Source organism: Leptospira brenneri, from assembly GCF_002812125.1.
Lineage (GTDB): Bacteria > Spirochaetota > Leptospiria > Leptospirales > Leptospiraceae > Leptospira_A > Leptospira_A brenneri.
Genome location: NZ_NPDQ01000003.1, coordinates 467,251 through 482,237, shown reverse-complemented (window position 1 = coordinate 482,237; position 14,987 = coordinate 467,251). Strand labels below are relative to the sequence as shown.

Genomic DNA, 14,987 nt, shown 5'->3' with positions numbered 1-14,987 from the left:
TTCTATTTTTGAATTTGTTTACGAAAGAACTCTACGTTTTCTAAAAATCTTTTTTTCTCACCAGACCTGGAAGAGTGACCAGCAATCGCAAGTCCCACTGTCAAATGGCCTTCCTCATTTTTTGTAATGGTTTTGATCATTCCAAAGGCTGTGAGGGGAGATTGCATTTTAAAAAATATATCAAACTGAAATCCCGAAAGTTTGGGTAAACTTTGCATGAGATCAGGATGATCCACAATGACTTTTAATCCACCTTCGGAAATATCAATCACTGGAAATTTTCCATCGGATTTGATCATATTGGAATGACGGATTCTATCTACCATTTCGAAACAAATCGTTTTCATCTCCATTGCTTTCAGTAAATCAAAGGTTTCTGTTTTACTTTGCATTTGGATGTAACCAATGGGGATGGACTCTTCTTCATCGGTTAAATAAAGGATGGGAAGGATGAGTTCGGATTTAATCTTTTGGTTTCTTCTGTTATTGATTTCTTTGCCTATGTCCAAATCAATTTCATCGGCAAAAACTAAAAAATCTTCGTTCGGTGATTCTTCGTAACACTTCCTATCTGCAGCGTCTTCCAGAAGGAGTCCTTTTTTCGTTTTTTTGATTTGGCGGATGATTTCGTTGTCATCACTCGAATTAAATGTGGAAATTTTGATAAAATCCACAGTGTTTTTTAGTTTTGTTTCATAGTCCTGGAAGTTTACTTTTACCGCTGTAGGGACATGGAACATATCTGTTTCGATTTTCGCTTTGCTGGAAACTACATTGGTAATCCAGGCTGAACCAGGAGGGACAGGAATTCGTGAACTTTCCCTGTCCTTTTTAGCAATGGCAATTTTGTCTAAATGGAGAACGTATTGAGACTCCGCCTTTTCTTGTTCGACGGTGCACTCTAAGTGGAGGTATCTTCCCAGGATTTTATAAAGAGTGATTTTTTGACCCACAGAGAGAGACATGGTTGGACGTACGCTGACTAGTATTTTGTTCCCGTCTTGTGAAACTTTTTTTAAAAAACAACTCTCTCCAGAATGAATATTGTCCTTTAAATTCAATTCTTGGTTTAATAAAAATTTCGTCAAAACATGGAGTTTTTTTTCCGTGTCGGAAAAAACATCCAATGATCGCTTACTTCTTTCTAGTGTATCCATAAAAGGTCGTGTTACTCACTATTATCGGACAATTTTCTCCTGAAATTCTCTTGCACGGAGAGTTTTCTTGCCTAAAGTAGAAAAAGGAAGGATAATTATGTCAAATCAACCCCAACCTGGATCTGAGCTTCTCGACGGAGTCAGCGGACAAGAGCTCTTCTCGGTCAACATGGGACTCACGTATCGGGACTTTTTGGTACTCCCCGGTTATATAGACTTCAATCCCAGCGATGTGGAACTCGAAACCAAACTTTCCAAAAATATTTCACTGAAAAGACCACTCATGAGTTCCCCTATGGACACAGTCACTGAGTCGGAAATGGCGATTGCACAAGCGCTAATGGGTGGAATTGGAATCATCCATTATAACAATAGCATCGATGAACAAGTGGATCTTGTTCGAAAAGTAAAACGATATGAAAATGGATTTATCAAAGATCCAATTTTACTCTCACCTGAACATACACTGGCTGATTTAGATGCAGTCAAAGAAAAGTATGGATTCAGTGGAATCCCAGTCACAGAAGATGGAACCGCTAGTACAAAGTTAGTTGGTATTGTCACTAATCGAGATGTGGATTTTGAAAGAGATCGAGGCATCAAACTTGGGAAAGTGATGACAACAGAACTCATCACCGCAAGTGTTGGAATTAGTTTACAAGAGGCCAATAATATCCTTCGGACAAGTAAAAAAGGAAAACTCCCTATCGTCGACAAACAAGGGAAGTTGGTTGCTCTTATTTGTCGTAGTGACCTTAAAAAAAATAAAGAATTTCCTCAATCTTCCAAAGATGATCAAAAAAGACTAAGAGTAGGGGCGGCACTTTCCACCTTACCGGAGTCACGCGATCGGATGGCGGCTCTGGCTGGAGTGGGTGTGGATGCAATTATCATTGATTCCGCACAAGGAAACTCCAGTTACCAAATGGAAATGATTCATTGGATTAAATCTAATTTTCCAAATATTGATGTGATTGGTGGAAACGTTGTCACCAAAGCACAAGCGGCAAACCTAATTGCTGCCGGGGCTGATGGACTTCGGATTGGTATGGGACCCGGATCCATTTGTATCACTCAAGATACGATGGCTGTGGGTCGTGCCCAGGCCACTGCTGTATTCAAAACGGCTGAGTATGCGCAGAGCCACGGTGTACCTGTGATTGCTGACGGTGGAATTTCCAATATCGGCGACATTGCCAATGCGTTAGCGATTGGTGCCTCCATGTGTATGATGGGTTCTATGTTTGCAGGAACAAAAGAAGCACCGGGTGAGTATTTTTATGAAAATGGAATTCGTCTAAAGAAATACCGGGGAATGGCAAGTTTAGAAGCAATGAGTAAAGGTGGAGACAAAAGATACTTCTCTGAGTCTCAAAAGATCAAAGTCGCACAAGGTGTTTCTGGATACGTTGTGGACAAAGGATCCGTTCTTAACCTCATTCCTTACCTTGTTCAAGGACTCAGACAAAGTTTTCAAGATATGGGATTTCGAAATATCCCAGACCTTCACAAAGCTTTGCGAGAGGGCAAACTTCGTTTTGAAAGAAGAACAGAATCAGCACAAGCACAAGGAAGCGTACATGGATTGTATTCTTATACAAAACCTTCCATGAGAGCAGAATAAAAATTTTACATGCGAAAACATTGGTTACTTATATTTTTGATTGGAATTGCTTCGTTAGAGGCACAAGCGCCACCTGATGCCAGTTTATCGGCACAGGAACTTTTGGCAAGGCTTGACCGAGAGATGGATTTTGGGAAAGGCCTTGTCAAAGGGACTTACGTCCTGATTCGTAGGAATGGAACGTCGGAAACTTGGAAGATCAATCGGTTTTTTAATGGAGAAGATGCACTCCTCCTATTTGATCGAAAGGGGCGGGGCCTTGAATCCAAACTCTTAACTAAGGATGAAGGGGAGAATGTTTTTTTCTTCAATGTCTTAAGTGCCAAACTTTTTCGTAAAACAGATGATGAAAAATATGAGGCCCTTATGGGGACTGGTTTTTTTTATGTAGATCTTTCTGGTTATTCGTATCAGGCCAATTACAACCCTCTTGTGAATGGGGATTTGGAAATTGGTGGAGAAGTATATTACCGAATTTCTTTAAAACCGATTTTACCTTATTTTTATAAAAAGTTAGTTCTCCTTGTGGGTAAAAAAGATCTAAAACCATACCGCGTTGACTTTCATGACCGCGATGGAATTTTATTTAAAACTTTGAACTTAAAATACGGACCAGTGAAGGTAAAAGAAACTTCTGGAAAAGTAGAAGAAATTCAAAAAGCATCTCGTTTGGAAATGTTGGATTTGAATACAGGTAGTATCACTGTTTGGGAAATCCAAGAAGTGGACAAATCTGTAAATCCAGATAATTCATTATTTGCCGTCGACAACCTTAGCCGATAAACCCTTGTTAGAACCTGGTCTTATTCTTTTTCGCACCGGGTTTTCTGTAAAACCTAACATTTTACTTTCTCCTGAAGAGCTCGCGCATTTGCGAGCTTTGCGGTTGAGTAAAGAAGAAACTACCATCCAAATTCGCGATGGAGTCGGTGGCCTTTATGACTATCAGTTTTCACCTCATTCCAAAGAATTAAAATTTTTAAAAGAAACTCATCTCGCCAGGAAAACAGAAAAGAAAACGGTTGCGATCGCCCTTCCGAAAGGAAACCGATTTGATTTCTTTTTACAAAAGGTAACGGAGATTGGCCTTGATTCGGTTGTTTTTCTTGTTTTTCGACATTCCATTCGTAAGGAATTCAATTTAGAGAGAGCAGAAAAGATTGTTAAGGAAGCAGCCTCTCAGTCCAAACAAACGGAACTCCTTAATCTTTCTATTGAACCTGCAGGGGAATGGATGAATTCACATAAAGAAAGTTTGGTGGTCTTTCATCCGCACGGAACCCAAAGGTTTGTTACGAATCTACTTACGGGAAAAATTCCCGTCATTGGACCTGAGGGTGGATTTCATGCGGATGAGGAAAAGTGGATGGAAGCCAATGGTATTCCTAAGCTTACCCTACCTGGTGGGGTACTCCGGACGGAAACGGCAGGCATTGTAGCCGCCAGTTTCCTTGTCTATGGAACGTAAAGGTTTAGACTAAAAACCCTTTTTTTACTACTTATTGGTAAGTAAAAGTAGAGTGGTGGATAAGTTACAGTTGGTAGAACAAGCAGTAAAGCAAGCAGAAGCAGCCGGGTAGTTGTCACCAGTCACGTCCGGGTATTTTCCTGCACAACCAGCATTACAAGCTTCCAGGCTTCCTCCCGTACAAGTTAAAATAAAGGTCATTAAGTTCCTTTCTATCGTTTTGTCTTCTCTCTTTTGACAAGATGTAGAGAAGATCATGACAAAACATAACACTACCAAAACAAAAAAACGATTCATATTCCTAAACTCCGTTCTCCCTGCATTTCGTCAATCGGTTCGTAAAAATCTTGACCCTTGTGACTTTTCCTATGCATTGGATGAGATTCTATATGTCAGACGGTCCTAAAAAGGTTTTAGAAAAAAAAGCGCACGGAGAGTTTGAATTCACCGCTTACGGGGAGTTTTTATCCTATTTCCACGCCCATATCGATATTTTCAAAAAACTACTCAAAGCAAGGAAAATGGATCCGGCAAAAGTGGAAGAGGTCGCCAAGCAGATCAAATCCTACATGACGGGAAATATCAAAAAAACCGACCAATTCTTTGAACACCTCCCACAATTTGCAACGATGTTAGGTGTACCTCAAAATGAAGTATCTGCTTATTTAAATTCTAATTTTATCGAAGTTCTAAACAAAGTCCAAGAAAAGTTAAAAACCCAGGAGTTGGAAAAACTCGAAAATGCTCCGGCACCGAGTTTTGCATCCATTGCAGAAGAAATCGTCGAACGACTCCAAGTCACGCATCCAAAAGATTTTGTTTTTGCCCAAAAAGGAATTCTGACTGTTCTTGAAAATCCGCTGACAGGGGAAATCATCGAACCCAAAGGGCTTATGGCAGAATCGGCAAAAGCCGCTCTTGCTATGCCTTCCAGTGCGGAATCAGAAAAAGAACCACTCTCTCTTACCGATGCTTTGGCCACTGCGAATGCTCCTCCCATACCGGTTGCCAAAAAACAATCTCTCATTCCCGAAAAGGACAAATCCATTCTTTTGGAAATTGTGGAGACCTTTGGAGATATCCTCACAGGAGAATTATTAGAAGTAAAAATTGGTCCTGACCCGAAAGACAATCCCGCCGTAGAAACTGCCCAAACTAGTAACCAATCAAGTTCCGACGAATACGAAATTGAAGATTTGGAATTTGATGATTCTGATTCGACATCCAACCAAAGTTCTGGATCCAACACGGTTGACTCAGATGATTTTTCACAGGATATAGATGTTGATTTTGAAGAACCAGAAATTGCGACACCTACCGATCCTAATTTAGCAAGATTAGAATCTTTTAATGTCAAAGAGTTTATGGATCTCGTACAAACCATTACAGGATACCAAACTAAGTCGGACCAGGTTGGATACCAAAACTGGTTACGTGGGCTTTCTGAGTTTGAAAAGGCTGTTGTGTCTTTACGCACTCAAGTTCTCAAAGAACAAAAAAATGAAGCCGTGGATTGGAATTCTCTTTTCCAAATGATGAGTTCTAAGTCTGATTTGAGTCGTGAAGTTTTAGTTGGGATTACTAAAAAACTAAAAAACTTTCAGATCGTAAAACTTACGTTAGATCGTATGATTCAGGAATTTAAAAAAGGAAATCCTGAGTTTATGCAAATGGTGAAGATGGCATGGCCACATATCCAAAAAGCATTTTACGAAGTTCCGAATTATACCCAAGTACAAACTCTTTTAAAAGGAATATTGTCGCGAGTGGCGGACGAAAACCATAAAAGAGACTTCTCTAAAATCTTTACTATGGCTCTCAATTTTATCCAATCTAAATTTCAGGTATAAACATGATAGGGGAGAAATACTCTCTTCTATTTTTTAACTTTAGTTTTAAGTTAGGGGTTCTAACTTTTTTTCTTATGGTTCCTTATTTCTCTCTTGGTTCGGAACCAAACTCTAAGATCATTGTTGATCCTCTTTTACAGAAACCTTGGATCCCTGATGCGGAAGAGGAAGAAAGCCGTAGTTTTCACCGTTTTTTATCTGAAAAAAGAAACAAACAATCCACAGTCAAAAAAAAAGATTCTCATGGTCGCAACTTTCTAGTCACACCCGCAGGCAAAATGCGGTTTCTGATTGATGATGAATATATAAAAGAATTTCCAATCATCACAGAAGCAGACATTGCAGCAAAGGAACTAGAAGCCCTCTATGAGGTTCGTAAAGAAAAGGATGTAGTGTTTCTTGGAAAAGGAATCCATCTCTGTTACAGGTTACAAAGGGAAAAGGAACCAGGTTTTTTTCCTAATTGGCTTGTGCGTTCTAATGAAATCACAAATCGTGCGGCCAATGAGTGGTCAGACCAAACCATTCCTTTGGATTTGGTAAGTGACCCTTATGGATGTTATGTGACCTCTGAAAAACCCAAAGACCAATTGGTTTTAGAATCGGAATCGTTTCGGTATCGAATTCGATTTTCTTCAGAACTTCGTTATGAGGGTCTTTTTGGAAATCGCCTTGGAGTTTATGGTGAAAACAGAGATTCTATTTATCGAATGGTACGATTTGTACAATTTCTTTCCAATTATTTACCGGAAGGACAAACCGAATGGGATGAAGCTTTTACTCTCCAGGTATCAGGGAAAAAGAAAAAAAAACTTCCTAAAATCATTTTGTCTATTGGGTCTAGTTTTGATAAAACAAGGCCCCTTCGAGATACAAAAAACTACTTTCGTTTTTGGGATTCCATGCGTTCTCTTACTCCTGCCCTCATTCGCAAATTAGGGTTTAAAAGAACCGAAACCAAATCGGAATACTTGAGTGAATGGACGGAGGTAGATGAAATTGGAAATTCTGTTGCAATGGAAATGAAAGAATATTATCTTTATAAAGCGCCTAGAGGTTATTTTCTTTCCTTATCTTATCCTAAAAGAGAAAAGGAAACGGCAGAGAACTATTGGCAAACCATTCGAAGTTCATTTGAGGTAAAGGAGTAACGGATGTTTGTTGGTTTCGTTGAAAATCAAAACAGAAAAAAACGCGAACCAAACGAAGAACCATTTCCTTCCATTTTTATTTTCTGGATAGGGCTTTCTTTTATTTTTGGATTTGGTTTTTTTCTACTTCCTTTTGGTGCATTTTTCCCACTTTCCATTTCTGTATGGGCCATCCTCATTTTATTTTTACCCGTTTTGTTTTTGGGGATTTTAGTTTCTAAAAAAACAGGTTTTAAGATCCTACTGGCTGTTTTTTTATCCTTACTTGCAGGGGTAAACTCTGTTTTGTTTTTAGGTGATTCCATTGGATATGGATTGGGTATCACGGCAAAGACAGAAGTATTACCGGAAGAAACGTCTCAGTATCTAAACTACCGTTATTTATTCTTACGTGATTTTTATTTGGATGAATCAACAGCAGGAGAATTTCGTTCTCCTCTTTTGGTGCGAAGAAGGTCTGGAGGTTCTGTTTATGGACCTGTGATTCGGTTCCAATACAAACTGGTTCGTTCGGTCTCCGGTAAAGAAATCAAACCTCCGTTATATGCTATTTGTTATTCAAAAGAAGATATCAAATGCCATCTCTCTAGTTTATTTTCGGGTGGGGTTGTTTTACGAGAACCCATTTGGGATCTGGAAGATCTTCCTTTGGCCAAGGACTCCGTTTACCTTGTTTGGCGAGGGCCAATGGAAACAGAGATGTTTACTAAGTGCATTTTTTCCCTTCTGTTTTTTCTATTTCTTGTTTTGGTTTGGGCAGTAGTGGTTTATTTTCCATTTTGGAAGGAAAAAACATCTTAATCTTTTCTTAATACCAGACTCTACCATCTTAAGTAAACAGCTCTTTGCAATTGGAAACAATTGTGAGAGAATTTACTTATGAATGAGTTACTTTATTTCCCTTTCTTTGTTGGGTTACTGGTTCTTCTCTCTCCCTTTGTCGGATACTACATGGCGATTGTTTTAAACGCCAAACGTTTACCAGTCGAATCTATTTTTCAGCGGTTTCTCTTTTCTGGTGATCCTCCCTCGCAAACGCCGAAACAATATTTAAAAAGTATGATTGTCTTCCATACCTTGGGAGGAGGGATTTTGTTTTTAATCTTAAGGTATCAGAATTTACTGCCCTTGAATCCATTCGCACTTCTTGGTATGAACTGGGATCTTGCCCTGAATACAACCATCTCCTTTATTACAAATACCAATTGGCAGGCTTATTCTGGAGAAAGCCAACTAAGCAATTTTTCTCAAATGGTGGGACTCGTTCCGCAAAACTTCCTCAGTGCCGGTGTTGGGATTTCTGTCCTAGCGTTTGTCAGTCGGTCTATTGTTTCTTCTAAGGAAACTAAGTTTGGGAACTTTTGGCAGGACCTATTTCGTTCTACCTTTTACATCCTACTTCCTCTGTCTTTTATCATCGGGATTTTACTTGTGAGCCAAGGGGTCATACAATCCTTTCAAGATCCGTTAAAAGTAGTTGGGTTAGATGGGCAAAACCAAACCATTCCCTTGGGGCCCGTGGCTTCGCAAATTGCTATCAAACAAATTGGAACCAATGGGGGGGGATTTTTTGGTGTGAATAGCGCACATCCATTTGAAAATCCAACACCTCTATCGAACTTCATTCAAATGTTTTCGATTCTCTTTTTGCCAGCTTCCTGTGTATTTTTATATGGAAAAATCACAAACTCATTTCGACATGCTTGGGTTGTGTTCTTTGTGATGTTGGCTTTTTTTATCTTAGGTTTTGTCGGTATTTTTTATTCGGAATGGAACCATCCTGGGTTTTGGGAAGGTAAAGAGTTTAGGTTTACTCTGACAGAATCCACTCTTTGGATGTCCTCCACAACGGCCGCTTCCAACGGATCTGTCAATTCCATGCATGATAGTTATTCACCACTGGCTGGAGGGATTGCCATTTTCCAAATGATGTTAGGTGAGATCATCTTTGGAGGTGTGGGAACAGGAATGTATGGAATGGTTTTATTTCTGATCCTTACTGTATTTTTGTCAGGACTCATGACTGGTCGAACCCCTGAATACTTTGGCAAAAAGATTGGTAGTTATGAAATCAAATGGACTTTGTTTGGAATCCTTGCACCTACTGCTTGTATTTTGATCGGAACCATGATCACCATCTTTTTGGAATCCGGTTATTCGGCAAAAGGTCCACATGCTTTATCCCAAATCCTTTACACATATAGTTCTGCTGCAGGAAATAATGGTTCTGCCTTTGCTGGGTTTGGTGCTGACAATTTATGGGGAAATTTATCTATCGGATTCTCTATGTTAATCGGTAGGTTTAGTGTGATTTATGCTGTGGTTGTGGTTACAGGTAGTTTGGGAGGAAAGGTCACCACTTTATCTTCGGAAGGAAACTTTAGGTTAGATACTGTGTTATTCGGCGTTTTGACATTTAGTGTCATACTCATTGTCTGTGGACTTTCTTTTTTCCCGGTTTTGGCTCTCGGACCAATACTAGAACATCTATTAGTCGAAAAAGGTATATTTTTTTAAGAGGAATTGATGATGAATACTCAAAATCTAATATCGAAAGAACTGCTTCGTATTTCTTTCTGGAATGCTTTACAAAAGTTTTCTCCGAAAAATGCATTTTCAAATCCAGTGATGGCTACTGTTTGGATAGGAACTTTGATACTTTTTGTTCAAATTCTTTACTATGCATTTCTTGGGACTTCGCTTCAGAGGGAACTGCCTATATTTTTTTGGTTAGTTCTCACTTTGTTTTTTGCAAATTTTGCAGAGAGTGTGGCCGAAGGGCGGGGTAAGGCCAGGGCTGATAGTTTACGAAAAACTAGATCGTCCACCATATCCAAAAAAGTGGAATCGATAGGAAGTCAAAGTTATATAGAAGTTCCTTCAACGGATTTGAAAATCAATGACATTGTTCTTGTGAATGCAGGAGATTCGATACCTGGCGATGGGGAAGTTGTTTTAGGAATTGCTAGTGTAGATGAATCGGCAGTGACGGGAGAGTCGGCCCCTGTCATTAGGGAAAGTGGAGGAGACAGGTCAGCGGTCACAGGAGGGACGAAAGTCATTTCTGATCATTTATACATTCGAATCACTTCTAAACCCGGAGAAAGTTTTATTGATAAAATGATTGCTATGATTGAAGGAGCAACAAGACAAAAAACTCCGAATGAAATTGCTTTAGGGATCGTACTTTTTGCACTCACGATTCTTTTCTTTTTAGGTGTTTTGTCACTTGTTCCGATTTCAAGTTTTGTTGGAAAACAACTCGGTGAAAATTGGGATTTTTCTTTTTCGATTTGGTTGGCACTATTTGTTTGTTTGATTCCTACAACCATTGCCGCACTTTTGAGTGCGATTGGGATTTCAGGAATGGAGAGACTCATTCGCTGTAATGTCATTGCCAAAAGTGGAAAGGCAGTAGAGGCCGCAGGTGACATTCATGTTTTGTTACTGGATAAAACGGGGACAATCACTCTCGGAAACAGAGAGGCCCATCGTTTTTATCCTTCTCAAGGTATTACCGAAGAACAGCTCGCAGATGCTGCGCAACTTTCTTCATTATCGGATGAAACTCCCGAAGGAAGATCCATCGTTGTTCTCGCCAAACAGAAGTATGCGATTAGAGAAAGAAACTTAAAATCCTTAGATGTAAATTGGATTCCTTTTTCCGCTTCCACTCGAATGAGTGGTGTTGAAATTTCGGAAAATGGAAAACTGATTCGTAATATAAGAAAGGGCGCTTTTGATTCCATTCGAAAACATTTAGAATCCCAAGGAGGAACTGTCTCTGGGGGGATGCAAATGGTATCAGAGGAAATTGCAAAAAAGGGAAGTACTCCGATTTTGGTTTCCGAAGGAAATCAGCTACTCGGGATCATCGAACTAAAGGATATTGTTAAGGGAGGACTGAAAGAACGTTTTGCGACGTTGCGTAGGATGGGAATTCGAACTGTAATGATTACGGGGGACAACCCACTGACAGCTGCTGCGATTGCGGCGGAAGCTGGTGTTGATGATTTTATTGCCGAAGCCACACCAGAAGCAAAGTTAAAACGAATTCGGGATGAGCAAGCTAACGGGTATTTGGTGGCTATGATTGGAGATGGAACCAACGATGCACCGGCTCTGGCTCAGTCCGATGTGGGAGTTGCCATGAATACGGGAACTCAAACAGCAAGAGAAGCAGGCAACATGATTGATTTAGATAGTAACCCAAGTAAACTGATTGAAATTGTCGAAATTGGAAAACAGCTTCTTATGACAAGGGGGGCACTCACTACTTTTAGTATTGCCAATGATATTGCAAAATACTTTGCCATCTTACCTGCGTTATTTTTACCATTAGCACCGTTAAACATTATGCAATTGTCAAGTCCAGATCATGCCATTTTGTCGGCTGTGATCTTCAATGCTCTTGTGATTCCACTACTCATACCACTTTCCTTACGTGGTGTGAAGTATATACCTAAATCACCAGATGCGGCTTTACTTCGCAATTTTGTCATTTATGGAGGGGGAGGGATGATCTTTCCTTTTTTTGGAATCAAACTCATTGATTTAATTTTATCTGGAGGTTATTTATGAAATCAAAGGAAACATCCAATCAGTTGGAAATTGCGATCAGGTTCTTTTTTCTATCCTTACTTGCGTTTGGTTTTTTGTATCCACTTGCTGTCACTGGTATCTCTCGGACCATCTTTCCATCGCAAGTGGAAGGGAGTTTGTTGTTGCTGAATGGAAAAGTGGTTGGTTCTGAACTATTTTCGCAGTCACTGCATTCACCGATTTTGTTTCGGTATCGTCCCAGTGCCGCTAGTTTTAACACCTTACCGAGTGGGGCCTCTAATTTGAGTCCCACTAGTTTGGATTTAAAGACGAAGGTAGAAGAAAGAAAAAAAGAATTAAACGACTTAGGAATGAATACAGAAGAATGTTCGGAACTCATGTATGCTTCCGCTTCTGGACTGGATCCACATATTTCGACTCGTTGCGCTTATGAACAAACAAAATGGATTAGCAGACAAACCAAAATACCTATAGAAACTTTAAATAAATTAGTTCTTAAATATACGGAATATCCATTGTTTGGGTTTATCGGTCGGGAACGAGTGAACGTAACAAAATTAAATTTAGAATGGAAACAATTGATCCATGAATGAAGGAAAACGTCCCGAAGATTTTCTATCTCTTGCTAACCAAGAAGAACCCAAGAAAAAAGGTATCCTGAAGGTATACTTCGGGATGTCTCCTGGTGTTGGAAAAACCTATGCTATGTTAACCGAAGCCCACCATTTGAAAGAAGAAGGGGAAGATGTTCGGATTGGTATCGTGGAAAGTCATGGTAGGTCGGATACAAAGGCATTGATCGAAGGTCTGGATTGGATTCCTCTAAAAAAAATTGAGTACCGTGACAAAGTATGGGAAGAAATGGACTTAGAGACAATCTTAAAAGAGAGACCTAGTTACGTACTGGTTGATGAGCTTGCTCATACCAATATTCCTGGCTCTGTGAATAAAAAAAGATATCAGGATATTTTTAGCTTACTCGATGCGGGAGTTCATGTGTTATCTACCGTGAATGTACAACATCTTGAGAGTCAGGTGGATTCTATCGAAAAAATCATTCAAAGCCCTGTAAAAGAAACCATTCCTGATAGCATTCTTGAAAGAGCCGATGAACTTGTGTTAATTGATATCATTCCAGATGAATTATTAAAGAGATTGTCGGATGGGAAAGTTTATATCCCAGAAAAAGTAGTTTCAGCAAAGGAAAACTTTTTTCGAAAAGAAAATTTAACATACCTTCGTGAATTATCTCTGTCTTATACGGCAAAATATGTAGAGAAGAAAATGCCACAAGGAAGGGAAAGGATTATGGTTGCGATCTCAGCAAACCCTAACTCTAAAACACTTCTTCGGAATGCAAAAAGATTGGCTTTGGAAAGAAATTCTGAATTGTATGTGTTCTTTTCAGAAAATGAAGAAAATAAAAATCCTGAGTCCTTTCATTCCATCCGATCACATATTCGGTTTGCCAAAGAATTAGGTGCAGAAGTTGTTCACTCTTTTGAATCTGATCCCGTAGTGGGGATCGTTTCTGCCGTTCATGAAAAACGTATCCATCGTTTGGTGATTGGGGGCTCAAGAAAAAATAGATTCCTAGATCCCTTTCATACAAATATCACAACAAAGATCATTAAATCCCTCCGAGATGTAGAAATCATAGTGGTTCCTTTTCAAGATGATCGTTCCTTTCAGTTCGATTTTTATAAAAAACTAATTCCTTCGTCTGGAATCAGACAATATCTATCTGTATTTGCGTTAACTTTATTTGTGACTTTGTGTAACCAAGTTTTAAATGCATATATAGGATACTGGGCCATATCCATTCTGTATTTGTTTTATGTGGCTGTTCTTGGAATGTTTTTTAGTCGCGGTCCTGTGTTACTTGCTGCAATTCTTTCCGCTTCCTTTTGGAATTACTTATTTATCCCTCCACTTTATACATTTTACATTTCGAAATTAGAAGATGCTCTTATGTTTGTCATCTTTATGCTCATTGCTCTCATTAATGGAGGTTTGACTGCAAAACTTAAAAAAAACGAAACAAAACTTAGATCCAGAGAAGAGAAGTTATCTATTTTATATGAACTCACTCATGATTTATCGAAAACATCTTCTGCCCCGGAAATCATCAAAATCGGAGATAATTTTTTTAAAAAAATATTCCCGTTCCCAGTAAAACTTCATTTTTATCAAAATGGAGAATTTGTTCCAGCCATAGAGGATCAGAAAGATTTGGGAGTGGCGACCTGGACCATTAAAAACGGAAAACCAGCCGGTAAATACACAGAAACCTTATCTTTATCCAACATCACTTTTTATCCCTTGGTCTCTCCTGGAGGAATTACTGGTGTGATTCGTGTGACTTCTTTAGAAGAACCTAGTTTGGAGCAAGAAGTTCTTTTAAACACGGTTGCCAATCAAGTTGCCTTAGCACTTGATAGAGATACTCTTTCTGAAGATTCTAGAAAAAATTTTTTACTGAAGGAATCTGAAAAATTATACAATTTAGTTTTTAATTCTCTCTCTCACGAGTTAAAAACTCCGCTAACTTCGATTCAAGGGTCTGCTTCGGCTTTGTTAGATCCTGAAATTGATTCCGATCCTACTGCCAGAAAGAATTTGATTGAAGAGATCCAAGAGAGTTCCCTCGTTTTAAATCTGCTTTTGGGAAACCTTCTTGATATTAGTAGAATTGAATCTGGCTATTTGACTTTAAAAAAAGAAAAAGTTCATCCTTCTGAGATCATCCATGATTCAGTATCTTTCTTAGGGAAAAATAAAGCCAATCATTTGATAAAAATTCTTATCAATGATTTGGATACTCCCATTGAACTTGATCGGGTTCTTTTTTCTCATGCTATTTTTAATTTGCTTTATAACGCTTGTTTGTATACCCCAAGTGGCTCAACAATTTGGGTTTCCTTACAAAAAAGGGAAAATCATCTTCAGTGGATTGTGGAAGACAATGGAAAAGGTCTTCCTGCAGATTCCTCGTATATTTTCCAAAAGTTTTATCGGGGAGAATCTTCTGGTAAAATTGGAACTGGCCTTGGTCTTGCTATTTCTAAATCCATTGTAGAGTTACATGGTGGAACCATTGAGGCAATGAACCGAAAAGACGGTGGAGCTCGCTTTCTCATTGACGTACCCATTTCTGTGCCATGATAATATAGA

12 protein-coding genes are annotated in these 14,987 nt (G+C 39.1%); 10 read left to right on the top strand and 2 right to left on the bottom strand.

Annotation, left to right across the window (positions count from 1 at the left end; all coding sequences use genetic code 11):
• Positions 1-2: 2 nt before the first annotated feature.
• Positions 3-1,157, bottom strand: a complete 1,155-nt coding sequence (locus CH361_RS08870; protein WP_100790444.1) for a DUF1577 domain-containing protein — start codon at positions 1,155-1,157, stop codon at positions 3-5.
• 97 nt (positions 1,158-1,254) lie between these two features.
• Between CH361_RS08870 and guaB the strand changes: the two genes are divergently transcribed.
• From guaB to CH361_RS08855, 3 genes are read left to right on the top strand one after another with little or no spacing between them, the layout of a single operon-like run.
• The gene (gene guaB, locus CH361_RS08865; RefSeq protein WP_100790443.1) at positions 1,255-2,781 is read left to right on the top strand and encodes an IMP dehydrogenase; all 1,527 of its coding nucleotides are present in this window, start codon (positions 1,255-1,257) and stop codon (positions 2,779-2,781) included.
• A 9-nt stretch (positions 2,782-2,790) separates the two neighbouring features.
• Positions 2,791-3,564, top strand: a complete 774-nt coding sequence (locus CH361_RS08860) for an outer membrane lipoprotein-sorting protein (RefSeq protein WP_100790442.1) — start codon at positions 2,791-2,793, stop codon at positions 3,562-3,564.
• A 4-nt stretch (positions 3,565-3,568) separates the two neighbouring features.
• On the top strand, positions 3,569-4,249 hold the full coding sequence (locus tag CH361_RS08855) for a 16S rRNA (uracil(1498)-N(3))-methyltransferase (protein ID WP_100790533.1): 681 nt from the start codon (positions 3,569-3,571) through the stop codon (positions 4,247-4,249).
• Positions 4,250-4,276: 27 nt separating this feature from the next.
• Here the strand turns inward: CH361_RS08855 and CH361_RS08850 are convergent, their stop codons facing one another.
• Positions 4,277-4,546, bottom strand: a complete 270-nt coding sequence (locus tag CH361_RS08850) for a hypothetical protein (protein ID WP_100790441.1) — start codon at positions 4,544-4,546, stop codon at positions 4,277-4,279.
• Between the two features lie 92 nt (positions 4,547-4,638).
• On the opposite strand from CH361_RS08850, the gene CH361_RS08845 reads away from it, so the two are divergent.
• The 7 genes from CH361_RS08845 (at position 4,639) to CH361_RS08815 (ending at position 14,978) form a co-directional block, all read left to right on the top strand.
• Positions 4,639-6,099: a hypothetical protein gene (locus CH361_RS08845; protein ID WP_100790440.1), complete on the top strand. Its 1,461-nt coding sequence runs from the start codon at positions 4,639-4,641 to the stop codon at positions 6,097-6,099.
• Between the two features lie 2 nt (positions 6,100-6,101).
• Positions 6,102-7,250 carry an LIC10775 family protein gene (locus CH361_RS08840; RefSeq protein ID WP_100790439.1) on the top strand — a complete coding sequence of 383 codons (1,149 nt, stop codon included), beginning with the start codon at positions 6,102-6,104 and terminating at the stop codon, positions 7,248-7,250.
• A gap of 3 nt (positions 7,251-7,253) precedes the next feature.
• Positions 7,254-8,051, top strand: a complete 798-nt coding sequence (locus CH361_RS08835; protein ID WP_100790438.1) for a hypothetical protein — start codon at positions 7,254-7,256, stop codon at positions 8,049-8,051.
• A gap of 78 nt (positions 8,052-8,129) precedes the next feature.
• On the top strand, positions 8,130-9,767 hold the full coding sequence (kdpA, locus tag CH361_RS08830; protein ID WP_100790437.1) for a potassium-transporting ATPase subunit KdpA: 1,638 nt from the start codon (positions 8,130-8,132) through the stop codon (positions 9,765-9,767).
• Positions 9,768-9,779: 12 nt separating this feature from the next.
• Positions 9,780-11,831 (top strand): potassium-transporting ATPase subunit KdpB, encoded by a 2,052-nt coding sequence (gene kdpB / locus CH361_RS08825; RefSeq protein ID WP_100790532.1) that lies wholly within the window; start codon positions 9,780-9,782, stop codon positions 11,829-11,831.
• Positions 11,828-12,406, top strand: a complete 579-nt coding sequence (locus tag CH361_RS08820; RefSeq protein ID WP_100790436.1) for a potassium-transporting ATPase subunit C — start codon at positions 11,828-11,830, stop codon at positions 12,404-12,406. Before kdpB ends, CH361_RS08820 begins: the two co-directional genes overlap by 4 nt.
• Complete coding sequence (locus CH361_RS08815) at positions 12,399-14,978, top strand: sensor histidine kinase (protein WP_100790435.1); 2,580 nt, start codon at positions 12,399-12,401, stop codon at positions 14,976-14,978. Before CH361_RS08820 ends, CH361_RS08815 begins: the two co-directional genes overlap by 8 nt.
• The last annotated feature ends 9 nt before the right edge of the window (positions 14,979-14,987 follow it).